This is a genomic window from Kocuria gwangalliensis, from assembly GCF_039544365.1.
GTDB classification, from domain to species: Bacteria; Actinomycetota; Actinomycetes; order Actinomycetales; family Micrococcaceae; genus Kocuria; species Kocuria gwangalliensis.
The window spans coordinates 175967-198919 of the sequence record NZ_BAABLN010000008.1; the positions used below are offsets into that span (position 1 = coordinate 175967).

General features: G+C 65.6%; 18 protein-coding genes and 3 tRNA genes. 6 read left to right on the forward strand and 15 right to left on the reverse strand.

What is annotated here, in order from left to right; genetic code table 11:
• The first annotated feature begins 9 nt into the window (after positions 1 to 9).
• The gene (valS, locus tag ABEA06_RS04105) at positions 10 to 2661 is read left to right on the forward strand and encodes a valine--tRNA ligase (protein WP_345310654.1); all 2652 of its coding nucleotides are present in this window, start codon (positions 10 to 12) and stop codon (positions 2659 to 2661) included.
• 172 nt (positions 2662 to 2833) lie between these two features.
• Here valS and ABEA06_RS04110 read toward each other — a convergent pair whose 3' ends face one another.
• The 6 genes from ABEA06_RS04110 to ABEA06_RS04135 form a co-directional block, all read right to left on the reverse strand.
• Positions 2834 to 3379: a mycothiol-dependent nitroreductase Rv2466c family protein gene (locus tag ABEA06_RS04110; RefSeq protein ID WP_345310655.1), complete on the reverse strand. Its 546-nt coding sequence runs from the start codon at positions 3377 to 3379 to the stop codon at positions 2834 to 2836.
• A gap of 108 nt (positions 3380 to 3487) precedes the next feature.
• Positions 3488 to 4783, reverse strand: coding sequence for an ATP-dependent Clp protease ATP-binding subunit ClpX (clpX, locus tag ABEA06_RS04115; protein ID WP_345310656.1), 1296 nt, complete (start codon positions 4781 to 4783; stop codon positions 3488 to 3490).
• Between the two features lie 149 nt (positions 4784 to 4932).
• Complete coding sequence (locus tag ABEA06_RS04120) at positions 4933 to 5592, reverse strand: ATP-dependent Clp protease proteolytic subunit (RefSeq protein WP_303383218.1); 660 nt, start codon at positions 5590 to 5592, stop codon at positions 4933 to 4935.
• 47 nt (positions 5593 to 5639) lie between these two features.
• Complete coding sequence (locus ABEA06_RS04125) at positions 5640 to 6242, reverse strand: ATP-dependent Clp protease proteolytic subunit (RefSeq protein ID WP_190780571.1); 603 nt, start codon at positions 6240 to 6242, stop codon at positions 5640 to 5642.
• Between the two features lie 289 nt (positions 6243 to 6531).
• Positions 6532 to 7890 (reverse strand): trigger factor, encoded by a 1359-nt coding sequence (tig, locus tag ABEA06_RS04130; RefSeq protein ID WP_345310657.1) that lies wholly within the window; start codon positions 7888 to 7890, stop codon positions 6532 to 6534.
• A gap of 110 nt (positions 7891 to 8000) precedes the next feature.
• Positions 8001 to 8073: transfer RNA gene (locus ABEA06_RS04135), tRNA-Pro, on the reverse strand.
• 183 nt (positions 8074 to 8256) lie between these two features.
• Here ABEA06_RS04135 and ABEA06_RS04140 point away from each other — a divergent pair.
• A tRNA-Gly gene (locus ABEA06_RS04140) sits at positions 8257 to 8327 on the forward strand.
• Positions 8328 to 8493: 166 nt separating this feature from the next.
• On the opposite strand, the gene ABEA06_RS04145 is transcribed toward ABEA06_RS04140, so the two are convergent.
• Both ABEA06_RS04145 and ABEA06_RS04150 read right to left on the reverse strand, forming a co-directional pair.
• Positions 8494 to 9417 carry an Fpg/Nei family DNA glycosylase gene (locus ABEA06_RS04145; protein ID WP_303383061.1) on the reverse strand — a complete coding sequence of 308 codons (924 nt, stop codon included), beginning with the start codon at positions 9415 to 9417 and terminating at the stop codon, positions 8494 to 8496.
• Positions 9418 to 9419: 2 nt separating this feature from the next.
• Positions 9420 to 9932 (reverse strand): ribose-5-phosphate isomerase, encoded by a 513-nt coding sequence (locus tag ABEA06_RS04150; RefSeq protein WP_345310658.1) that lies wholly within the window; start codon positions 9930 to 9932, stop codon positions 9420 to 9422.
• A 225-nt stretch (positions 9933 to 10157) separates the two neighbouring features.
• On the opposite strand from ABEA06_RS04150, the gene pepN reads away from it, so the two are divergent.
• Both pepN and ABEA06_RS04160 read left to right on the forward strand, forming a co-directional pair.
• The gene (gene pepN, locus ABEA06_RS04155) at positions 10158 to 12734 is read left to right on the forward strand and encodes an aminopeptidase N (protein WP_345310659.1); all 2577 of its coding nucleotides are present in this window, start codon (positions 10158 to 10160) and stop codon (positions 12732 to 12734) included.
• Positions 12735 to 12838: 104 nt separating this feature from the next.
• A complete protein-coding gene (locus ABEA06_RS04160) occupies positions 12839 to 13267 on the forward strand; it encodes a globin (RefSeq protein WP_303383063.1) in 429 nt (142 codons plus the stop codon).
• Here the strand turns inward: ABEA06_RS04160 and ABEA06_RS04165 are convergent, their stop codons facing one another.
• Both ABEA06_RS04165 and ABEA06_RS04170 read right to left on the reverse strand, forming a co-directional pair.
• A complete protein-coding gene (locus tag ABEA06_RS04165; RefSeq protein ID WP_345310660.1) occupies positions 13268 to 13981 on the reverse strand; it encodes a hypothetical protein in 714 nt (237 codons plus the stop codon).
• Positions 13978 to 14418 (reverse strand): acyl-CoA thioesterase, encoded by a 441-nt coding sequence (locus ABEA06_RS04170; protein WP_312397154.1) that lies wholly within the window; start codon positions 14416 to 14418, stop codon positions 13978 to 13980. The genes ABEA06_RS04165 and ABEA06_RS04170 overlap by 4 nt, the downstream gene beginning before the upstream one ends.
• Before the next feature lie 70 nt (positions 14419 to 14488).
• On the opposite strand from ABEA06_RS04170, the gene ABEA06_RS04175 reads away from it, so the two are divergent.
• On the forward strand, positions 14489 to 15379 hold the full coding sequence (locus tag ABEA06_RS04175; RefSeq protein WP_345310661.1) for an acyl-CoA thioesterase: 891 nt from the start codon (positions 14489 to 14491) through the stop codon (positions 15377 to 15379).
• A 1-nt stretch (position 15380) separates the two neighbouring features.
• Here ABEA06_RS04175 and ABEA06_RS04180 read toward each other — a convergent pair whose 3' ends face one another.
• The 4 genes from ABEA06_RS04180 to ABEA06_RS04195 form a co-directional block, all read right to left on the reverse strand.
• On the reverse strand, positions 15381 to 16124 hold the full coding sequence (locus ABEA06_RS04180; protein ID WP_345310662.1) for a 4'-phosphopantetheinyl transferase family protein: 744 nt from the start codon (positions 16122 to 16124) through the stop codon (positions 15381 to 15383).
• A gap of 264 nt (positions 16125 to 16388) precedes the next feature.
• A complete protein-coding gene (locus ABEA06_RS04185) occupies positions 16389 to 16553 on the reverse strand; it encodes a hypothetical protein (protein WP_345310663.1) in 165 nt (54 codons plus the stop codon).
• Positions 16554 to 16673: 120 nt separating this feature from the next.
• A complete protein-coding gene (gene ettA, locus ABEA06_RS04190; RefSeq protein WP_345310664.1) occupies positions 16674 to 18356 on the reverse strand; it encodes an energy-dependent translational throttle protein EttA in 1683 nt (560 codons plus the stop codon).
• A gap of 147 nt (positions 18357 to 18503) precedes the next feature.
• The gene (locus tag ABEA06_RS04195) at positions 18504 to 19106 is read right to left on the reverse strand and encodes a single-stranded DNA-binding protein (protein ID WP_345310665.1); all 603 of its coding nucleotides are present in this window, start codon (positions 19104 to 19106) and stop codon (positions 18504 to 18506) included.
• Positions 19107 to 19354: 248 nt separating this feature from the next.
• On the opposite strand from ABEA06_RS04195, the gene ABEA06_RS04200 reads away from it, so the two are divergent.
• Positions 19355 to 19430 (forward strand) — tRNA-Arg (locus ABEA06_RS04200).
• A 442-nt stretch (positions 19431 to 19872) separates the two neighbouring features.
• Here ABEA06_RS04200 and ABEA06_RS04205 read toward each other — a convergent pair.
• Complete coding sequence (locus tag ABEA06_RS04205; protein WP_345310666.1) at positions 19873 to 22944, reverse strand: bifunctional [glutamine synthetase] adenylyltransferase/[glutamine synthetase]-adenylyl-L-tyrosine phosphorylase; 3072 nt, start codon at positions 22942 to 22944, stop codon at positions 19873 to 19875.
• Between the last annotated feature and the right edge of the window lie 9 nt (positions 22945 to 22953).

The following is a 22953-nucleotide window of genomic DNA, read 5'->3' on the forward strand; positions in this document are numbered from 1 at the left end:
ACTGGGCGCATGGCACAACATCTTGAGGGTACAGACACGCCCAATTTCACTGACAACGCTGCGTCCACCACCGCGGTGAACGTTCCCGCCAAGCCGGCGCTGGAGGGTTTGGAGGACAAGTACTCCGCGCAGTGGCGCGAGAACGGCACGTACGCCTTCGACGCGGACACCACGCGCGAGGCCGTCTACTCGATCGACACTCCCCCTCCCACGGCCTCCGGTTCCCTGCACGTCGGTCACATGTTCTCCTACACGCAGACGGACGTGATTGCCCGTTACCAGCGGATGAGCGGCAAGAACGTGTTCTACCCGCTGGGCTGGGATGACAACGGCCTGCCCACCGAACGCCGCGTGCAGAACTATTACGGTGTACGGTGCGAACCCGGCACACCCTACATCGAGGGTTACCGTCCGCCGGAGAAGCCGGCCAAGAACCAGCGCGACTGGGACGTGGTGTCCCGCCAGAACTTCATCGAGCTGTGTGAAGAGCTCGCCGTGGAGGACGAGAAGGTGTTCGAGCACCTCTTCTCCACCCTGGGTCTGTCCGTGGACTGGAACCGCACCTACCGCACCATTGATGCCCACTCCCGCAAGGTTTCGCAGCTGGCGTTCCTGAAGGACTACCAGGCGGGTAACGCCTACATGGCCGAGGCCCCCACCATGTGGGACGTCACGTTCCGCACCGCGGTGGCCCAGGCCGAACTCGAGGACCGCGAACGCGAGGGCGCCTACCACCGCATCTCGTTCCACCGCCCGGACGGGAAAAAGGTTTTCATCGAGACCACTCGCCCCGAGCTGCTGCCCGCGTGCGTGGCCCTGGTGGCCCACCCGGATGACGAGCGGTACCAGTCGCTGTTCGGCACCACCGTGCGCTCTCCCCTGTTCGACGTCGAGGTTGAGGTCAAGGCGCACCCGCTGGCCAAGCCCGACAAGGGGTCGGGTATCGCCATGATTTGTACCTTCGGCGACCTCACCGACGTCACCTGGTGGCGCGAGCTCAACCTGCCCACCCGCGCGTTGATCGGCCGCGACGGCCGTTTCCTCGCGGAGCAACCCGAGTGGATCGCCCAGGGCGCCCCGGCCGAGAATTACGCGCAGGTCGCCGGCAAGACCGTGTTCTCCGCGCAGAAGGCCGTGGTGGAGTTACTCGAGGCCTCCGGTGACCTGGAGGGCGAGCCCAAGAAAATCATGCACCCGGTGAACTTCTACGAAAAGGGCGACAAGCCCCTCGAAGTGGTCACCTCCCGCCAGTGGTACATCCGTAACGGTGGCCGTGACGCCGGGCGCCGCGAGGCACTGATCGGACGCGGCCGTGAGATCTCGTGGCACCCCACTTTCATGCGCTCCCGCTACGAGAACTGGATCGAGGGGCTCAACGGTGACTGGCTGATCTCCCGTCAGCGGTTCTTCGGTGTGCCGTTCCCGGTCTGGTACCCGCTGAACGAGTCCGGTGAGCCGGACTACGACCATCCCGTCCTGCCCTCCGAGGACCAGCTACCCGTGGACCCCACGGCCGATGTCGCGCCCGGTTACACCGAGGAGCAGCGGGATCAGCCCGGTGGCTTCATGGCGGACCCGGATGTCCTGGACACGTGGGCCACCTCCTCGCTGACCCCGCAGATCGCGACCGGTTGGTCCGTGGACGAGAAGCTGCACGCCGCCACGTTCCCCATGGATCTGCGCCCGCAGGGTCACGACATCATCCGGACCTGGCTGTTCTCGACCGTGGTGCGCGCGGAGACCCTGGCGCAGACCGTGCCGTGGAAGCACACGGCATTGTCCGGCTGGATCCTGGACCCGGACCGGAAGAAGATGTCCAAGTCCAAGGGCAACGTGGTGGTCCCCACCGATGTGCTCGAGAAGTACGGTTCGGACGCCGTGCGTTACTGGGCGGCTTCCGCCCGGCTGGGTGCGGACACCGCCTACGACGAGGGGCAGATGAAAATCGGCCGCCGGTTGGCCATCAAACTGCTCAATGCCTCCAAGTTCGTGCTGGCCCAGGGTGTCACCGAAGCCTCCGTGTTGGGTTCGGGCACGGACGAGTCGGTGGTCGTCAACGGCCTGGACCGCGCCCTGCTGACCCAGTTGGCCGATGTGGTCACCCGTGCGAGCACCGCGTTCCAGGACTACGAGTACGCCCGCGCCCTGCAGCTGATCGAGTCCTTCTTCTGGACCTTCACCGACGACTACGTGGAGCTGGTCAAGGACCGCGCCTACGGTTCGCGCGGTGAAGCGGCTCAGGCATCCGTGCACGCGGCCCTGGCCACCACGCTGGACACCCTGCTGCGGTTGTTCGCACCGTTCATTCCCTTCGCCACCGAAGAGGTCTGGTCCTGGTGGCGTTCGGGGTCGGTGCACCGCGCTCCCTGGCCCTTGATCGACGGGTTTGCCGGGTTGGCCCAACAGGGCGATCCCGAGGTGCTGACCGTGGTGGGCGAGGCCCTGTCCGGGCTGCGCAAGTCCAAGTCCGAGGCCAAGGTCAAGCAGCGCACCGCGGTCACCTCCGCGACCGTCTCCGGCCCGGCCGCACAGCTGGAGCAGCTGCGCGCCGGTCTGGACGATCTCAAGGCCGCGGGTAACGCCGCGGACCTCACGCTCACGGACGCCGACGGCGAGCTGACCGTCAGCCACGTACAGCTGGAGGCCGCCGTCGAGGTGTAGTCACACCCGCACATGACAACGGCGGACGATCCCCTGGGGATCGTCCGGCGTTGTCGTGTCATGCCTGGGCCCGGGTGGCTGACATCCTGGTCCGCCAAAGTGCAGTTAGGTCCCTGCGCGGGCGCAGTTTTGCGGACTGGGATGTCAGGGCATCCCCGTCAGCGGAGGATGCTCAGCTGAAGTCGGGGCCCTTTTCGCGACCGCGCTTGAGTTCGTAGAAGCCCGGGTACGAGGCCAGTGCGAGGGCACCGTCCCAGACCTTGCCCGCTTCCTCGCCCTTGGGTGCCGGGGTGAACACGGGGCCGAAGAAGCCCACGCCGTTCACGGCGATGCACGGGGTGCCGATGTCCTGACCGGCTACCGCCTGGGCGGCCTCGGTGGACGCACGGATCGCGGCGTCGTAGTCCTCGGAGTCCTTGGCGTCCGCCAGCTCGGCGGGCAGCCCGACCTCCGCGAGGGATTCCTGAATGATCTCCAGCTCGTCCTCCATGCCCCCCGGGTGACGGCGGGTGCCCATGGCGTCGTAGAGCTTCTTGTAGTACTCATCGCCGTGTTCCTGAGCCGCGGCCTCGATCACGCGCACCATCCACATGGACTCGATGTGACCCCGATGGTGATTGTCCGGGTTGTTCTCGTTGAGGATGCCCAGCGAAATGATGCGCCAGTTGACCTCCACGTCGCGGATCTCGACGACCTCTTCCATCCAGCGCGAGGTCATTCAGGCCCACGGGCACAGCGGATCGAACCAGAAATCTACGTGCTGCTTCTCGGACATACGGTTACCTTTCGACAGACGGGTGTGTTGCTTTCACGGGGTGATCACGCGTCACGCGGACTTATGACGACGCCGCTCTTCTTCGATCATCTCGTGCGTGAAGATCTCCGGGTCGCTCAGCTTCGCCACGGAATCGGCGGTGACCAGAACCGCAGCGACATCGTCGCGGCTGGGCAGGTCGAACATGACCGGCATGAGGATGTCTTCCAGAATGGCGCGCAGGCCGCGGGCACCGGTTCCCCGTTCGATCGCCAGTTCGGCAATGGCCTCCAGGGCCTGCGGGTCGAAGGTGAGTTCCACGCCGTCGATCTGGAACAGCTTGCGGTACTGCTTGACCAGGGCATTCTTGGGTTCGGTGAGGATCCGCACCATGTCCGAGACCGACAGTTTGGACAGCGTGGTCACCACCGGGAGGCGGCCGATGAACTCGGGGATCAGCCCGAACTTCAACAAATCCTCCGGGCGCACCTGGCCGGTGAGGTCCACCTCGGAGGTGTCGCGGATGGCGGCGCCGAAGCCGATGCCCTTCTTGCCCGTGCGCTGCTGGACGATCTCGTCCAAACCGGCGAACGCGCCGGCCACGATGAAAAGCACATTGGTGGTGTCGATGTGCAGGAACTCCTGCTGGGGATGCTTGCGCCCGCCCTGCGGAGGAACTGACGCGACGGTGCCCTCCAGAATTCTCAGGAGCGCTTGCTGGACCCCTTCACCCGATACGTCGCGCGTGATCGAGGGGTTCTCAGATTTACGAGAAATCTTGTCGATCTCGTCAATGTAAATAATCCCCTGCTCCGCTTTCTTGAGATCGAAATCGGCGGCTTGGATGAGTTTGAGGAGAATATTTTCAACGTCTTCACCTACGTATCCGGCCTCGGTGAGGGAGGTGGCATCCGCCACGGCGAACGGTACGTCCAGTCTACGAGCCAGGGACTGCGCCAAATAGGTCTTACCGGAACCGGTGGGGCCCACCAACAAAATGTTGGACTTGGCCACTTCGATGTCTTCTTCGTTGCCGTCGGAACCGGCAATGGAGAGGGTCTGCCCGGAGACACCCGCGCGGATGCGCTTGTAATGGTTGTACACGGCCACGGACAGTGCGCGCTTGGCGGTGTCCTGGCCGATCACGTATTCCTGCAGGTGATCGTGGATCTGCTGCGGGCGCGGGAGCTCGATGTGGTCGGTTTCCTCGACCTCGGTGAGTTCCTCTTCAATGATTTCGTTGCACAGTTCAATGCACTCATCGCAAATGTAGACCCGAGGCCCGGCAATGAGCTTGCGAACCTGCTTCTGGCTTTTACCGCAGAAGGAGCATTTGAGCAGGTCAACGCTCTCTCCGATGCGCGCCATAGCCAATCCTCACAGTTCATCTCGATGTTGCCCTCGGCGCCATTTTAGGCCAGGGCGGCAGGTGCACCAAAGCTCGACACCGGTACGTGGTGAGCAGCGGCGTCGCCGGAGTAAGTGTCTCCCGCGACGCCGCTCAGCCTACGTCAGTTTTATTGCGTGACGGTCACCGGCTTGTTGATTTTCCGGGACTCCAACACCTGGTCAATGATGCCGTACTCCAGCGCGTCCCTGGCGGTGAGGATCTTGTCGCGCTCGATGTCGCGGTTGATCTGTTCGCTGGACTTGTTGGTGTGCAGCGCCATGGTGTCTTCCAACCAGGTTCGCATGCGCATGATCTCGTTGGCCTGGATCTCAATGTCCGAGGCCTGACCGCCGCCCTGACCCTCCATGGCCGGCTGGTGGATCAGCACGCGAGCGTTGGGCAGCGCCAGCCGTTTGCCCGGGGTGCCACCGGCCAGCAGCACGGATGCGGCGGAGGCGGCCTGGCCCAGGCACACGGTCTGGATCTCGGGGCGGATGTACTGCATGGTGTCGTAAATGGCCGTCATGGCCGTGAACGATCCACCCGGGGAGTTGATGTACATGGTGATATCGCGGTCCGGGTCCTGGGACTCGAGCACCAGCAGCTGCGCCATGATGTCGTCAGCGGAGGTGTCGTCCACCTGGACGCCCAGGAAGATGATGCGGTCTTCGAACAGCTTGGTGTACGGGTTTTGGCGGCGGTAGCCGTAGGGCGTGCGCTCTTCGAAGTCCGGGATCACGTAGCGGCTGGTGGGCAACTGCGGTGCAGTGGCGTGAGGCAAGTTCATTGGTCCGTCCTGAAATTCTTGAAGTGGTTCGTGGCAGCTACGGCTGGTTACTTGGATTCCCGCATGGTTCCGCCGCCACCGGTCACGTTGCCGGCGGACTGGGCGATGTGGTCGAAGAATCCGTACTCCAGGGCACGCTCGGCATCGAACCAGTTGTCGCGGTCGTTGTCGCGCAGGATGGTTTCGAGGTCCTGACCGGTCTGCTCGGCCGTGAGTTCGGCCAGGCGCTTCTTCATGGACAGGATCAGCTCGGCCTGCACGCGGATGTCCGACGCGGTACCGCCCATACCGCCGGAGGGCTGGTGCATGAGGATGCGGGCGTTGGGGGTCGCGTACCGCTTGCCCTTGGTGCCCGAGGACAGCAGGAACTGTCCCATGGAGGCCGCCAGGCCGGTGGCCACGGTGACCACGTCGTTGGGGATCAACTGCATGGTGTCGTAAATGGCCATGCCCGCGGTGACCGAGCCACCCGGGGAGTTGATATACAGGAAGATGTCCGCCTCGGGATCCTCAGCAGACAGCAGCAGCATCTGCGAGCAGATCAGGTTGGCGTTGGTGTCACGCACCTCGGAACCGAGCCAGATGATGCGTTCCTTGAGCAAACGGTTGTAAACGTAATCGTCCTGACCGTTGTGCGCCCCGTCCTCCATGCGCGGAGTGACCGGTGCGGCACCGTACGACTGGATGGGAGTGGAGGTCATGGAATGCCTCTTTCTTCTGGGCGGGGTCGCGCGCCGGGAGCACGGCGACCCATGAACACTTTCTGTCTCAGCAGCGTAGTGCCGTACCCGTACCGTTTCGCGGGCGCAGGCCCATTGTTCGCTGCTGGCGCATGGTCGCGGACACACGACGACGCCGCAGGCAACCTTCGCGTGGAAGGCCCCCTGCGGCGTCGTTGTGAGCCACTCTGTGCGCCCGCGTGCAGCGGGCTATACATGATTACTTGGCGTCGGTCTCGACGGTCTCTGCCTCTTCGGTGGCGGCAGCGGCGTCGTCCTCGTCGTCGGAGCCGACGAAGGCGGACAGGTCCACCTCGGTGCCCGTGGAGTCGGTGACCGTGGCGTACTCGAGGACCTTGGCGAGAGCCTTACGGCGGCGCACCTCGCCCACCATCATGCCGGCCTGCCCGGAACCATCCAGCATCTGAGCGAACTGGTTGGGGTCCATGCCGTACTGCTGGGACATGTTGACGATGTAGTCGATCAGCTCGGACTGCTCCACGCCGACCTCTTCGGCTTCGGCCACGGCGTCGAGGATGATCTCGTTGCGGAAAGCGGTCTCGGCGTTGGCGCGAACCTCGGCACGGTGCTCTTCGGTGTCGTGATCGGGCTCGGCCGAAGCCTGGGCCTGCTCGGAATCGAAGTGCTGGGCCAGCTGATCCTCAATGACCTTCTCCGGAACCGGGACCTCGATGAGTTCCACGAGCTTGTCCAGGACCTTGTCACGGGCTTCAATACCCTGCTCGACCACGGCGGACTCGCCGGCCTGCTTCTTGAGGTCTTCCTTGAGCTCGTCAATGGTGTCGAACTCGGAAGCCAACTGGGCGAACTCGTCGTCCGCCTCGGGCAGCTCGCGCTCCTTGACGGCGGTGACCTTCACCTTGACGGTGGCATCCGAACCGGAGTGCTCGCCACCGGCCAGCTTGGTCTCGAAGGTGGCGTCCTCGTCGGCGGAGAGACCGGTCACGGCCTCGTCCATGCCCTCGAGCATGGTTCCCGAGCCCACCTCGTAGGAGAGGTCATTGGCGGCGTCCACTTCCTCACCGTCGACCAGGGCCTGCAGGTCCAGGGTCACGTGGTCACCCTCGGCAGCGGGGCGGTCCACGGACTTGAGGGTGCCGAAACGAGCGCGCAGCTCGTCCAGTGCCTTCTGCTCGTCCTCGGCAGACGCCTCACGGGCCTCGACCTCGACCTTGAGACCCTTGTAATCGGGCAGCTCGATCTCCGGGCGGATGGCCACGCTGATCTCGACCTTGGTGTCGGCCTCGCGGTTGTCCGATTCCGGCTTGGCCAGAACCTCGACCTGCGGCTGGGACAGGGGGGTCAACTCGTTCTCGGCCAGCGCCTGCTGGTAGAAGTCATTGAGGCCCTCGTTCAGGGCGTTCTCGATCACGAAGTCGAAGCCAACCCGCTGGTCGATGAGCTTCGAGGGGACCTTACCCTTGCGGAATCCGGGGATCTGAATCTGATCGGCCAACTGCTTGTACGTCTGCGCGACAAACGGCTTGAGATCGGCGTAAGGGATCTCAACGGTGATCTTCGCCTCGGTGGGGTTGAGTTTCTCGACGGCGCTCTTCACTTCCGTTGTACTCCTGGGGTCGTGGATGGACAGTTCTCACGGGCCAGGTTTGGCCCGGTCGGTCAACGAGGGCTCCCCTGCTTAGCTATGGGCGGGTGAGCGCTCAGACGTCGGGGTGACAGGACTCGAACCTGCGATCTCCTGCTCCCAAAGCAGGCGCGCTAGCCACTGCGCTACACCCCGTAGTCGGTGCATATCCGTGCGTTGATGGCCCCTCCGCGGGCACAAAAACACACCCGGGACACACCAACAACGGGTAAGTCTACCGTGTCATGGGCCCCCGGGCTGTAATTCGGCCCGTGCTGGCACTGAAGCGGCTCCCAATTGGCGGGCACCGAACGCCTCGTGTAATCTTTCGGTGTCCCCGGGGGTGTAGCTCAATGGTAGAGCCCCAGTCTTCCAAACTGGCTACGCGGGTTCGATTCCCGTCACCCCCTCAGATGTACACAACGGCCCCGCACTGATCAGTGCGGGGCCGCTGGCGCTAAAACCGCGGGGCACGTGTGAGGTTTCGGTGGGACCCTCAGCCGGGCCAAGAAGGGTTTTACCGACACATGAGGTGGGCGGGAGGGCCCTGGCGACGCACAGGATGCGCGGAGCCCGCTACTTCTGGCACCCCGGGCACCAGTAGAGGGCTCGGCCGTTGAGGTCCTGGCGCAGCACGGTGGTGCCGCAATGCAAGCACGGCTGACCGTGGCGGTGGTACACGTAATTGCCGTGGTGGGGCCAGGCTTCGGCCTCCGGTACACCGGGACGATCCGCGGGGTCGGTGGTGATGATGCGGCCCAACCGCACGCCGATGTCCATCAGCGCCACGTTCTCGTCCCACAACCCCACCAGATCTTCGCGGCTCAGCGACGTACCGGGAAGGAAGGGATTGACCTTCCGGCGGAACAGGGATTCAGCCCGGAAAATGTTGCCGATACCGGCCACCACGTTCTGCTCCATCAACAGCACGGCAATCGGGCGTTTGCTCTTACCGGCCTTGGCGATGAACGGCTCCGGGTCCGCATCGGGGTCGAGCGGGTCCGGGCCCAGCTTGGCTTCCGCCACCGCGGCCTCTACCGGGGTTTCCACGGTGCACAATGCCGGCCCGCGCAGATCCGCCCACCCGTGCTCGCCCACCAGCCGGGCACGCACGGCACCGATGGGAGCGTCGGGTACGACCAGCCCGGCGTCGTCGTACGCCACGGTGGACCCGGCCGCGGAACCGGTTTCCTGCTCGCCCACCTTGCGGGGCGCCCCGATCGACGACGCCGCTTGGAACGTCTCATCGCCGACGAAACTCCACGCCCCGTAAATGCCGAGGTGTGAGCGCAGGATCAGGACGTCGGCGGCATCGTTCGGCGCGGCAAAACTCATGAACAGTTGCTTACCGTGGGCGCGGGCGCCGGTGAGAACGCGGCCGTCGAGCCGTGCCGCGCCGTTTGCGAAACGGCCCTGCGGGCTGGAGACCCGCACGGGCCGGCCCGCGAAAACGTCCCCGAGCTGGCGAGCCAGCCGGTGAACCGAGTGACCTTCGGGCACGGTCAGTTCTGCGCGGCGGGGCGTGCGGTGACCTGGTCGAGCTTGCCCCTGATATCTCCGGTGGTCTCGTACTCGCCCAGCTGGGCAATACGGCGCCCATGGCGTTCTTCACCGGTGAACTCCTCGGCGAGGAAAGCCTTCACGATCTCCAGCGCCTCCTCCTTGGAGTGCTGGCGGCCACCGATAGCCACGACCTGGGCATTGTTGTGTTCCCGGGCGAGCTTGGCGATGTCCAGGTTCCAGGCCAGGGCGGCGCGGATTCCGGGCACCTTGTTGGCGGCCATTTGCTCACCGTTGCCGGAGCCGCCGAGCACAATGCCCAGGGAGTCCAGACCCTGATCGCGGTCCTCCTTGACGGCCCGGGCGGCGTGGATGCAGAAGGCGGGGTAGTCATCAGCGGCGTCGTAGTCCTCGGGGCCGTGGTCGACCATCTCGTAACCCGCGGCGGACAACTGATCGACAAAGTACTGGGACAGCTCGAGACCGGCGTGGTCGGTGGCAATGTGCACGCGCATGGGCGGGGATTCTCCTGGATCAGGTGCGGCGCCGAGGGCATTCACCCGGGTCACCGCCGAGAACTTTCTGACACCCACCACCGTACCGTGAGCGCCCCGGAACGCCCTGATCGGGAGGATCACAGCCCGTGCCGCTGTGATCTCGGCCGCAGACTGCCATAATGGCTAGATGCTCGCGCGCCCGGTGCGCGCATGCCCCCCGCAGTCGAGGAGAGGATCACTCACGTGCCCGGAATCAATTTGACCCGAGAGGAAGCCGCCCGGCGGGCGGAGACTGTTTCGGTCGATTCCTATGATGTGGTCCTGGATCTCACCGATGATCCGGAGACGTTCCCCGCACGCACCACGGTGCGTTTCACGGCCGCACCCGGTGCCAGTACCTTCATTGATGCAATCACCGCGTCCGTGGAGTCCGTGAGCCTCAACGGCAAGCAGCTCGACCCGTCCCGGGTCAGCGACGGCGTGCGCATCAAGCTCCCCGATCTCGCGGAATCCAACGAGCTGGTCGTGGAATCCCGGATGAACTACATGAACACCGGCGAGGGCCTCCACCGCTTCGTGGACCCGGTCGACGGTGAGGTGTACCTCTACACCCAGTTCGAGGTGGCCGACGCCCGCCGCATGTTCCCGGTGTTCGAACAACCCGATCTGAAAGCCACCTTCCGCTTTGTGGTGACCACCCCGCAGCACTGGGCCGTGGTGTCCAACCAACCCACCCCCGAGCCGGTTACCGTGCGCGACGGCGTCGCGCGCTGGGAATTCTCCCCCACACCCAGGATCTCCTGCTACATCACCGCGTTGATCGCCGGACCCTACGAGTCCCTCACCGACTCGCTGTCCTCCTCGGACGGGCGCACCATTGACCTGGGTTTGTATGCGCGCAAGTCGCTGTCCGAGTACGTGGACGCGGCCGAGATGTTCGAGGTGACCAAGCAGGGCTTCGAATTCTTCGAAGCCCAGTTCGGTGTGCCCTACCCGTTCGAGAAGTACGACCAGTTGTTCGTGCCCCAGTTCAACGCGGGGGCCATGGAGAATGCCGGTGCCGTCACCTTCGTGGAGCAGTACATCTTCCGGTCCAAGCCCTCACAGGCCCGCGTGGAACGCCGCGCCATCACCGTGTTGCATGAACTCGCGCACATGTGGTTCGGCGACCTGGTGACCATGCGCTGGTGGAACGACCTGTGGCTCAACGAGTCCTTTGCCGAATACATGTCCACGCTCGCGTGCGCGCAGAACACCAAGTACACCAATGCGTGGACCACGTTCGTGGCCGGCGAGAAGTCGTGGGGTTACGAGCAGGATCAGCTGCCCACCACCCACCCCATCAAGGCCGAGATCCGCGACCTCGAGGACGTGCTGGTCAACTTTGACGGCATCACCTACGCCAAGGGCGCCTCGGTGCTCAAGCAGCTCGTCGCCTGGGTGGGCCAGGACGAGTTCATGGCCGGGCTCAACGCGTACTTCGGCAAGCACGCGTGGGCCAATACCGAGCTGGCCGATCTGATGGTCGAACTCGAAGCGGCCAGCGGACGCGACCTCACCGATTGGACCGAGCGCTGGCTGGAAACCGCGGGCGTCAACACCCTGCTCCCGCACGTCGAGGCGGACGAGGACGGCGTGATCACTTCCTTCGGCATCGAGCAGATCGGTCAGGAGGGTCACCCGACCCTGCGCCCGCACCGGTTGGCGGTGGGTTTCTACGATCACGACGACGCCGCCGGGCGCCTGGTGCGCACCCACCGTGTGGAGCTGGACGTGGACGGCGAACGAACCGAGGTGCCCGAACTCGTGGGTCGTGAGCGACCGGACCTCGTGCTCCTCAATGACGACGATCTGGCCTACGCCAAGATCCGCTTGGACGAGTGCTCCCAGGACACCGCGTCCAACCACCTGGGCGATTTCGAGGAGTCTCTCCCCCGCTCCCTCGTGTGGGGTGCGGCGTGGGATTCCGTGCACGACGGCGTGTCACCCGCCCGCGAGTACGCCCAGCTGGTGCTGGCCAACATTGGCCGCGAGACCGACTCCACGGCGGTGCAGGTTCAGCTGCGCCAACTCGACACCGTGCTCGACTATTACGTGGCGCCGGGGGACGCGGACGAGATCCGTACGGGCGCGGCCACCACGATCTGGGAGCTGGTGGAGGCCTCGGCACCGGGATCGGATCACCAGTGGCAGTTCTTCCGTGCCTTTGCCCGCCGCGCCGTGACGGCCCAGCAGTTCGATCGGCTCGAGTCCTTCGACCGGGGCGAGAACATTCCCTCCGGCGTGGACATGGACACCGACACCCGTTGGGTCGTGCTCACGGCGCTCGTGGCCGCGGGTCGCCGGGGCGAGTCCGAGATCGACGCCGCCCTGGCCCGGGACAACACGGAGACGGGCGCCATTGCCGCCGCGACCGCGCGTGCGGCGATCCCCACCGCGGAGGCCAAGGCCGCGGCCTGGCAGCAGATCGTGGTGGACGGTTCGCTGCCCAACTCCCAGCAGCAGGCGGCGATAGCAGGCTTCTTCCGCGTGCACGACACGGACCTGGTGGCCCCGTACGCGGAGAAGTACTTCGCGGCAGTGACCGATGTGTGGGCCACGCGCACGCATGAGCTGTCGCAGCAGATCGCGGCGGGTCTGTTCCCGCGCATCGCGACCCAGGGGACGGTCGACGCCGCCCAAGGGTTCCTGGATCGCTTGGCAGGACAGCACAACGGCCTGCGCCGTATCGTGTTGGAGCGCCAGGACTCGATCCGTCGTGCCGTGGCGGCTCAGGCCGTGGACGCCGCCTCCGCGGGACACGAGGATGAAACCGCATGAGCGCCCCCGATCAACCTCCCCTGAATCCCCAGGCCGGTCAGAGCGAGGGGCGGCGCACCTTCACCCTGGGTGCGGTGGGTTCCCGGTCCGCCGCGCGGCCCGTGATGCAACCCCCGCAGCAGGTGGGTGACGCGAGGGAGGCGGCCGAAGCGGCGTCGTCGGAGTCGTTTTACGCGCAGGTGGGCGGGCACGAGACGTTCGTCAAGCTCACGAGCGAGTTCTACCGGCGCGTGGCCCAGGACGAGGATTTCAAGGCCCTGTACCCCGAGGAGGACCTGGGACCAGCCGAGCGCCGGCTCCGCATGTTCCTCGAACAGTACTGGGGCGGGCCCGTCACGTATTCGCAGGAACGCGGTCACCCCCGATTGCGGATGCGGCACGCACCGTTTCCCGTGGACACCTGGGCGAGGGAAACGTGGCTCAAGCACATGCGCGGCGCCATGGACACCCTGGAGTTGTCACCCTTGCATGACGGCATCATGTGGGATTATTTCGACCGGGCGGCGCACGCCATGGTGAACCGCCCGGGCTGATCAGCGCTGAGCGTTCTTGACCACCACGTGGCCGGCCTGGGTGCTGAGCCTGAGCCACTGCCCGGTTTCCTCCGCGGCCACGGCCACCTCGACCTCGGACGGTGGAATGAATCCGAGGACGTCCAGCCCGAACGCTGCGCCGTCGGGAATGTCCGGAACTTCCAGGGGGCCCCACCCGGAACTCGCACCCCAGATGTCCGAGCGCACCTTGGAGACGACCGCGGCCCCGGAATCGGTGGGGACGGTGTCCGCGACTTTCTGAATTCCCGCCCGGGCCACGTCACGCACATGATGGGCGGACACGACACCGTGCTTGGTCCAGCCGCTGCGCGGGGCAACCATCCCCGCCCACGGGGCCGCAACCTCCTGCGGGGGTGCGCCGATGCGGACCGGTTCGCCCGCGATCGCCGGATCAATGAGGGAGTACCGGGCCAATCGATCGAGGAGGGCCGAGGCGGGGACGGTGAGGTCCATGTCCGAGGGGCGTGCCAGCGTCACCGCGCGCAAACCCAGCACCACCGGCGATCGATCCATGATGGTCGAGGGGTAGATCACCGGAACCCACGTGGCCAGGGCGTGGCCGAAGCCCTGGAGGCGCACGGCGGCGTTCGCGTCGAGGCTGCGCGCGCGGCTCAGCAGGGTGGCCAGGTCGGAGGCTTCGGCGGGGCCGGCCAGGAAAATGCCGGGGGTCCGCTCGTCCCCAGGGTGTGTCATCGTTCGTCGAGCTCCTTGACCTCATCTGCCAGGGCGTCCAAGAGGGCCTTGTGGTCCTCCGACAGTTTTTGACTCTTTCCCGTGTCCGGGTCCATTAAGACCATCACGGATTCACCCTCCGCGTAAACAGCCGAGCCGTCCTCCTCCTGCAACCGGTAGGAAATCGTGAAGGATGAGCCCCCGACCTTGGAGATCCAGGTGCGCACGTACACCGGTTCGTGGCGGTAGAACAATTGTTTTTTGTAGTCGATGCTCTGGTGCGCCACCACGGTGCGGATATCCCCGATCGACTCACGGAACGTGGTGTCCTCCGGGATGCCGTGGTCCGCGTTGGCCTTGATGGGGGACGAGGTCAGGCGCACCCGGGCGTCCTCGAAGAACCGCACCATGATCACATTGTTGATGTGGCCGTAGGCGTCCATGTCCGAGAATCTCATTTGAAGGGGAATGTTTATCGACGTCATGCCCCCATCAGATCACATCCGGGCCAGCACTAGGATGGAGCTCATGAGTGTTGATCCCCAGAAGGAACCCGTGAAAGCCCTGCTCCACATGCTGGACCTGGCGGACGGTGGAGGGGCCAGAACCTTCGAGGACATTTTCGTCGGTCAGACGATCACGAGCATGCGCAATCGGGTGTACGGCGGGCAGGTTCTGGCTCAGGCGGCGATGGCAGCCATGCGGACGGTTCCCGAGGAACGGGCCATTCACTCGTTGCACGCGTACTTCCTGCGCCCCGGGGACGTGAACTTCCCGATCACCTTTGGTGTGGAGCGTGTTCGCGACGGGCGTTCATTTTCCGCGCGCCGGATCCACGCCTATCAGGACGGCAAGACCATCCTGTCCATGATCGCCTCGTTCCAGGCCCCCGCGGGCGGTCTGGATCATCAGGACGAGATGCCGGCCGATGTCCCGGATCCCGAGTCACTGCCCACGCTGCGCGATCTGCTGGGCAGTATCGACCTGCCGGAGGCCCGGGCCACCGCGTTCGAGCGCCCGTTCGACATGCGCTACGTGACCGAGCCCCTGTTCCTGCCGTGGAGCGGCACCCGCGAGGCGTACAACGCCGTATGGATCAAGGCGCTCGCGCCTCTGCCCGATGACCCCCACATCCACCGCGCGGCCCTGGCCTACGCCTCCGACTACACGATGCTCGAACCCGTGCTGCGCCGCCACGGCAAATCCTGGGTCGAACCCGGCCTCAACGTGGCGTCCCTGGACCACGCCATGTGGTGGCACCGCGATGCCCGCGCGGACGAATGGATCCTCTACGTCCAGGCCTCCCCCAGCGCGTCCTCGGCTCGCGGCCTGGGTGTGGGCCGCATGTTCACGCAGGACGGCGCGCTGATCGCCACCACCGCCCAAGAGGGCATGATGCGCCTACCGGATTTCCCGTGAGCTACCGCTGAGGGAACGACATCCCCGGGGTCAGTGCCGCGGCCGTGAACAGCAGCCCGTCGGTCACGGCCCACCGACCGCGCACCACGCGCACATCCCCGTCCGGGGTGGGCAACGGCCGCGGCAGGTCCACGGTGAACGTCCCGTCCGTGTGCACCGCGGCGTCCACTTCTTCGAAGCCGAGCCACTCCCGGCGTAACGGGTACCACAGCTTGTACGTTGCTTCCTTGAGGCTGAAGACCACCCGGTCCCACGCGACGTCCGGGACCGCGGCGCCCAATTGCGCCACGCGACGTCGTTCGGGCGGCGTGAGCGTGAGGTCCGCGACGTCCACCGGCAGCGGGAGGTGGGGTTCGGCGTCGATCCCCACGCCCGTGACCTCGCCGCGCCGGGCCACGGCCGCCGCCCGCAACCCGTCGCAATGGGTGATGCTGCCCACGACACCGGCCGGCCACAGGGGTTCCCCCCGGCCGCCCCGTCCGATGCTCGCGGCCGGGACCCCGAGGCGCCGCAGCGCCTCGTGCGCGCACGCGCGACCGGTCGTGAACTCGGCGACCCGCGAGGGCACCGCGGCCGCCACGGCGGCCGCCTCGGCCGGACCCAAGCGCTCCGTGACGTTATGTGACACAGCCTCCACGACCGCGGCGTGCGGCAGTAGCGCGGCGAACTGGCGGGCGGCGGAAGATCCGTCGCGGTGGTCGGGCGCGTCGCCGCGCGGGGTACCCGCCGGATCGACGTGTCGCACCAAGGGCACCTCCGTGGGTCGGGCGCGGTCGCGCGCCGCGCGGGTCCGGGCGTGTCCCCGGGGATACCAAGTTAGGTTAGCCTAACCATGATAGAAATGGGGCGTGCTGAACCAACGGACCACGAGCGGGGGCATGGTCGCGGCGCTCTCGTGCAGGGCACCGGCGACGGCCTCCCCCTCGGTCACCAGCGCTCGCGGTAGGACAGGCGGCCCGCGGCCGAGCCCGGCCGGTGCCTCTGCGGTCCCCTCCGTGGGTGTGGGCTCCTACCACGGGTCCCTCTCCGGCCGGTCGAGGGACGCGACGGCGTCACCGTGGGTGAACAGAACCGCGACGCGGGCGGTTCCCATGCCACCGGCCGCCCCGGTGACCACCACGGTCTTGAATTCGGGGGCCGCACCGGACGGTGTCATCTCATAGACCTCAGGCACGAAGATGAGGCCGATCATAGACCTCTGGCACGAAGATGAGGCCGATCTCACCTCCGAACATGCACATCGCCCGCGGTCCACGAAGGGACCACGGGGCGATGTGGTGAGGCTCGGAGGACGTCAGTCGCGCGTGAGGCGACGGTGCGTGAGGCGCCTGGGCCGTGCGGCGTCGGCGCCGAGACGCTCCACCTTGTTCTCCTCGTAGGCGTCGAAGTTGCCCTCGAACCAGTACCAGTTGTCCGGGTTCTCCTCGGTGCCTTCCCAGGCGAGGATGTGGGTGGCCACGCGGTCCAGGAACCACCTGTCGTGAGAGACCACCACGGCGCAGCCGGGGAATTCCAGCAGCGCGTTCTCCAGGGAACCGAGGGTTTCCACGTCCAGGTCGTTGGTGGGCTCATCCAGCAGCAGCAAATTACCGCCCTGCTTCAGCGTCAGCGCCAGGTTCAGACGGTTGCGCTCACCACCGGAGAGCACACCGGCCTTCTTCTGCTGATCCGGACCCTTGAAGCCGAACGCGGAGACGTACGCGCGGGACGGCATTTCGACCTTGCCCACGTTGATGTAGTCCAGGCCGTCCGAGACGACCTCCCATAAGGTCTTCTCCGGGTCGAGGTTCTCGCGGTTCTGGTCCACGTAGGAGATCTGGACCGAGTCGCCCACCTTCAGCTCGCCGCCGTCGAGCGGCTCGAGACCCACGATGGTCTTGAACAACGTGGACTTACCCACACCGTTGGGGCCGATCACGCCCACAATGCCGTTGCGGGGCAGCGAGAAGGACAGGTCCTGGATGAGCGAACGGTCGCCGAAGCCCTTCTGCAGGTCCTCGGCCTCGATCACCAGGTTGCCCAGGCGGGGCCCGGGCGGGATCTGAATTTCTTCGAAGTCCAACTTGCGGGTCTTCTCCGCCTCCGAGGCCATCTCCTCGTAACGAGCCAGACGCGCCTTCGACTTGGCCTGACGGCCCTTGGCGTTGGAGCGCACCCAGTCGAGCTCTTCCTTGAGACGCTTGGCCTGCTTAGCGTCCTTCTTGCCCTGAACCTCCATGCGCTTGGCCTTGGTGTCCAGGTAGGTGGTGTAGTTGCCCTCGTAGGGGTACAGGCGACCGCGGTCGACCTCACAGATCCACTCGGCCACGTGATCCAAGAAGTACCGGTCGTGGGTCACGGCCAGGACGGCACCGTGGTACGCGGCCAGGTGCTGTTCGAGCCACAGCACGGACTCGGCGTCCAAGTGGTTGGTGGGCTCGTCGAGGAGCAGCAGATCGGGTTTCTGCAGCAGCAGCTTGCACAGCGCGACGCGACGACGCTCACCACCGGAAAGGACCTTCACGTCCGTTTCGGGCGGCGGGCAACGCAGCGCGTCCATGGCCTGCTCGAGCTGAGAGTCGAGGTCCCACGCGTTTGCCGCGTCGATGTCTTCCTGCAGCTTGCCCATTTCTTCCATGAGCGCGTCGAAGTCGGCATCGGGCTCGGCCATTTCGGCGGAGATCTCGTTGAAGCGATCGAGCTTGCCCTTGATCTCGCCGACGCCCTCTTCGACGTTGCCCAGAACGGTCTTCTCTTCGTTCAACGGCGGTTCCTGCAGCAGGATGCCCACGGAGTACCCGGGAGTGAGCCGGGCCTCACCGTTGGAGGGCTGGTCCATGCCAGCCATGATTTTCAGGATGGTCGATTTACCAGCGCCGTTGGGACCCACGACGCCGATCTTGGCACCGGGGTAGAACGACATGGTGACATCGTCCAGAATGACTTTGTCGCCCACCTTCTTGCGGGCTTTGGACATGGTGTAAATGAATTCCGCCATACCCTCCAGGCTACCGCGCCCGCGCGCCGCTTCCAGCCACGTTCAGCTCCCGGCGCGCAGCTCCCCCAGCCACGCCGCGCCGTTGCGTTACCGGGGTCACATGCGGGCCCCGGTAACGCACTATAGGTGGCCGCGGTCGGGTTGTTTTCAGTCGCTCCCCACGCCCACCGGGGTGCGCTCCTCGGAGTCCTCCCCCGCGTCCTCGGTCGCGTCCAGGTCCCGGGGCAGATCGTTCAGGGATGTGAAGGCGTGATCGGGATCGGAACGGATAATGACACCGTGGCCGTGCTCATCCAGTCGCTCGTCGTCCTGCAGCCCCGCAATTGACGCACCGTTGTCATCCTGGGCGGATTCGTCTGCGTCACCGGTTGCATTGTGCGGACGCTGACCTTGACCACCCGTGCGGGAGAAATTGGCCGTGCCGAAATTGAGGTCGTGGCCAATGGCGGTGGCGTCCACTTGAACCGTGGTGCGCGGGCCGTTGTCGGACATCCACTCCTGGACTTGCAGCTTCCCGGTCACCATGACCGGCTGCCCGCAGCGCACGCTGTTCATCACGTGCATGGCCAGTGCGCGGAAACAACGGATGGAGTACCAATTGGTGTGGACATCAATCCAGGTGTTCTTATCGGCATCGAACCGGCGTGTGGTGGTGGCCAGGCGAAAACGTGCAGCAACGGTGCCGTCGTCGAACAGGTGGGACTCGGGATCTTTGCCGACGAATCCGCGGAGGGTGATGTGCTCGGGCATGGGATGCTCCTTCGTATGAGCCGCCCCCGCGGCTCGTGCAACCGCGAGGACGGAACCTGTGCCCCGAAATGCAGGGGTGTTCCCACGGTCCCGTGTTCACACGCCTGACGAGACTCAGGCATTGCGATATGTGGATTTTCGTCGTGAGTTCGCCCTCGACTCCCACGTTGTGCAGTGGCCACGCCGCGGGCAAAGCGCCAACCCCGTGCTCAACCGTTGCTAGACTGTATTGGCGCTTCACGCGCTCCGCCTCGGTAGCTCAGTGGATAGAGCAGGAGCCTTCTAATCTCTTGGTCGGGGGTTCGATTCCCTCTCGGGGCACCAAAATCCCGCAGTTGCGTCTGAGGGGCCGGTGGAACCCCTTTCCCCAGTGGGAAGGGTTCCACCGGTCCCTCAGACGTTGGCGGGGGTCCTCGCGGCCCCCAAGAGCGCATGCCCAGTGCCACGGGCCAGCTGTACCCGGTGACACCTTTCCTGCCATGGGGCTGCCCGCAAGCGGTGCCGCACCCTCATCGACGTAGCGACCACGATGTCTGATCCCTGCACCCTGATCGACGCTGGAGCCCAGAATCGCCGAACCTTGGGCGTTACCGTCAATCACCGTGCACCGGACCCCTGGGCAATGGCTTGACTGTCGACCAGAATGCCCACCGAAATCCTGCAGTTACATCTGAGGGGCCGGTGGAACCCTTATCCCCAGTGGAAAAGGCTCCATCGGCCCCTCAGACGTTCGCGGAGGTCCTACCTGCCCCTCAAGGGCACAGACCTAGTGCCCGTAGAACACCTTCTCGAACACGGTGCGCGACTGCCGGGTGATCCGCAGGTAGTCCTCTTCCAACTGCGAAGCCGAACCGGGTTCGTAGCCGATCCACCGGGCCACGGCCTCCAGGTCCACGCGGCGGGAGGGAACGGAGTCCGAGGATCGACCCGACCGCAACACGTTGCCGTTGCGGATGGCCGTGGCCAAGGTCCACGCGCTCTTGAGCACCTGAGCGTCCTGCGGTGCCAAGAGGTTGGCCTCGACGGCGGCTTCCAGTGCGGCCAGGGTGGAAGTGGACCGTAGGCCGGCCACCTCATGACCGTGCTGCAATTGCAATAATTGAACCAGCCACTCCACATCCGAGAGCCCGCCGCGGCCCAACTTCAGCTGCCGGTTGGGATCCGCGCCGCGCGGCAGTCTTTCGTTCTCCACGCGGGCCTTCATGCGGCGCACGTCGATGAGCTGGCGGTCGGTGAAATCGGCCGGGTACCGAAACCGGTCGAACACGCGAACGAGCGCCGCCGCGACGTCCTCGTTGCCCGCCATGTAGCGAGCTCGTGTGAGAGCCTGGAACTCCCATGTCTGAGCCCACCGGTCGTAGTACTGGGCAAAGGATTCCACCGAACGCGCCATGGGCCCCTGCTTACCCTCGGGCCGCAGGTCATTATCAATTTCCAATGTCCGCTCGGCAATGATGGGTGGCTTGCACGGCATCTTGAGCAGCTGCACCATGCGCAAGAAGATCTTCTCGGCCTGGGACCGAGCGTCACCGGACTCGGCTCCCTCGCGCGGCTCGAAGGCGTACATGACGTCCGCGTCCGATCCGTAACCGATCTCCCGCCCACCCTGGCGGCCCATGGCCACGACCATCACGTCCGCCAAGTGTTCCTTGTCCCCGCCTTCGCAGAACTCCCGCTGCGCAATGTACAACGCACCCATCACGGTGGCCTGGTCAACGTCCGAGAGTCCCGCCACGACCGTCTCTACCGAGGCCAGGCCGCTCGTGTCGGCGAGCGCGATGCGTAACTGCTCGCGGCGTCGGACCTGCCGGATCGCGCGAATGGCCTCGTCCGGTTCGGGGTGCCGTTGCAGCTGTGTGCGCATTTCCTTGGCGAGTTCATCCAGGGTGCGCGGGCGCAGCTGGGGGTCGTCCCCGAGCCACGCGATCGACTGCGGAGAGGTTTCCAGTAGGTCCGAGACGTACCGGGAACTGGACAGGATCTGGCACAGCCGCTCGGCCGCCGCGTTGGAGTCGCGCAACAACCGCAGGAACCACGGGGTGTTGCCCATGGACTCGGAGATCTTTCGGAAGTTGAGCAGACCGGCGTCCGGGTCCACGCCCTGCGCGATCCAATCCAGCAGCACGGGCAGCAGGGTGCGGAGGATCTCCGCCCGGCGGCTGACGCCCCTGGAGAGAGCCTCGATGTGACGCTTTGCCGCCTTGGTGTCCTGGTATCCCAGGGCCGCCAGACGATCCAGGGCGGATTCGGTCGTGAGCGTGGTGTCCGCGGGGGCGTTGGCGAGCGCGGCCAGGATCGGGCGGTAGAAAATCCGCTCGTGCATGGTGCGCACCGACCGCTTGACCTTGGTCCAATTCTCGCCCAGGGCCTTACCCGTGGGGTGGGTGTGCTCTCCCGCTCCATCCACGGACCGGGCCACCACGGACAGCTCCCGTTCATCGCGCGGCATCAGGTGGGTTCGGCGCATACGGAACAGCTGGATACGGTGTTCGAGCAAGCGCAGCCACCGGTAGTTGCGGTGGAACTCGTCGCCATCACTGCGAGAAATGTAACCGCCCGCGGACAGCGCCACGAGAGAATCGGTGGTGGCCTTGGTGCGCACCGTTTCATCGCTGCGCCCGTGGACGAGCTGCAGCAACTGCACCGTGAATTCGACGTCGCGCAGGCCTCCCGGGCCCAACTTGATCTGTCGGTCGCGGTCCGCTTCGGGAATGTTGTCCGTGACACGGCGTCGCATGGCCTGGACGGACTCCACGAAACCCTCGCGCTCCGCCGACGACCAGACGAACGGGCCGATGGTGGCTTCGTAACGCTCGCCCAGTTCGGCGTCACCCGCGATGGCTCGGGCCTTGAGCAGCGCTTGGAACTCCCAGGACTTGGCCCAGCGTTTGTAGTACTGCACGTGCGAATCCAGCGTGCGCACGAGCGGCCCGTCCTTGCCCTCGGGCCGGAGGTTGGCGTCGACTTCCCACAGGGCCGGTTCCGGACCGGTCGTCATGACGGCGTGTGCCATGCCGGACGCCAGGCTCGTAGCGATTTCCGTGGCCAGCTGCTCTTCCGGCTTCTCCTCCTGGCCGGTGGCCTTGATGTCGACGACGTACACGACGTCCACGTCGGAAATATAGTTCAGTTCGCGGGCACCACACTTGCCCATCCCGATCACGGCCAGGCGCACCTGATCGACCAGGGCCCGGTCCCAGTGCTCGTTGGCTTCCGCTCGCGCAACGGCCAGACCCGCCTCAAGGGCGGCACCGGCCAGATCGGCGAGCTGGCGCCCCAGGGACGGCATGTAGTCCACCGGGTCCAAGGCGCCGACGTCGCGAATTGCGACCTTGGTGATACCCCGCCGGTACGCGACCCGTAACGCTTTGTAGGCTTCCGCGCCGGTTTCGGTGGCGGTGGGGGTCTCGGACTCGGGATCCGCACCCACCGATTCCAACAGGGCGTCCCGGAAGACGTCCGCGTTGTCGTGTCCCGGCTGGTCCTGCGGTTCGATGTCCAGCAGATCCAGGTTCTGCGGGGCCCGCAGCAGGAATTCGCCGAGCGCCTCGGAGGCGCCCAACAACCGGAACATGGTTTCGGACTTGGCCGGGTCCCCGTTGACCCGTTTCGCGATCTCGGGATGCTGTTCGATCAACCGGACGATCAGCTGCAGTGCCACGTCCGGGGAGGCGGAATGCGCCAGGCCGTTGAGCAGCAGCTGCAGATCGACGCCGTCGAGTTCGCGGAAACCCAGCCAGCGCCGCGCGTTGGTGACGTCTGCAAAACCAATGGAGATCAGCCGTTGGGCCGAGACCTTTTCTGCGCGTTCCCTGGCGGTTCCGTCCGTGGCACTCATGCCGGCCAC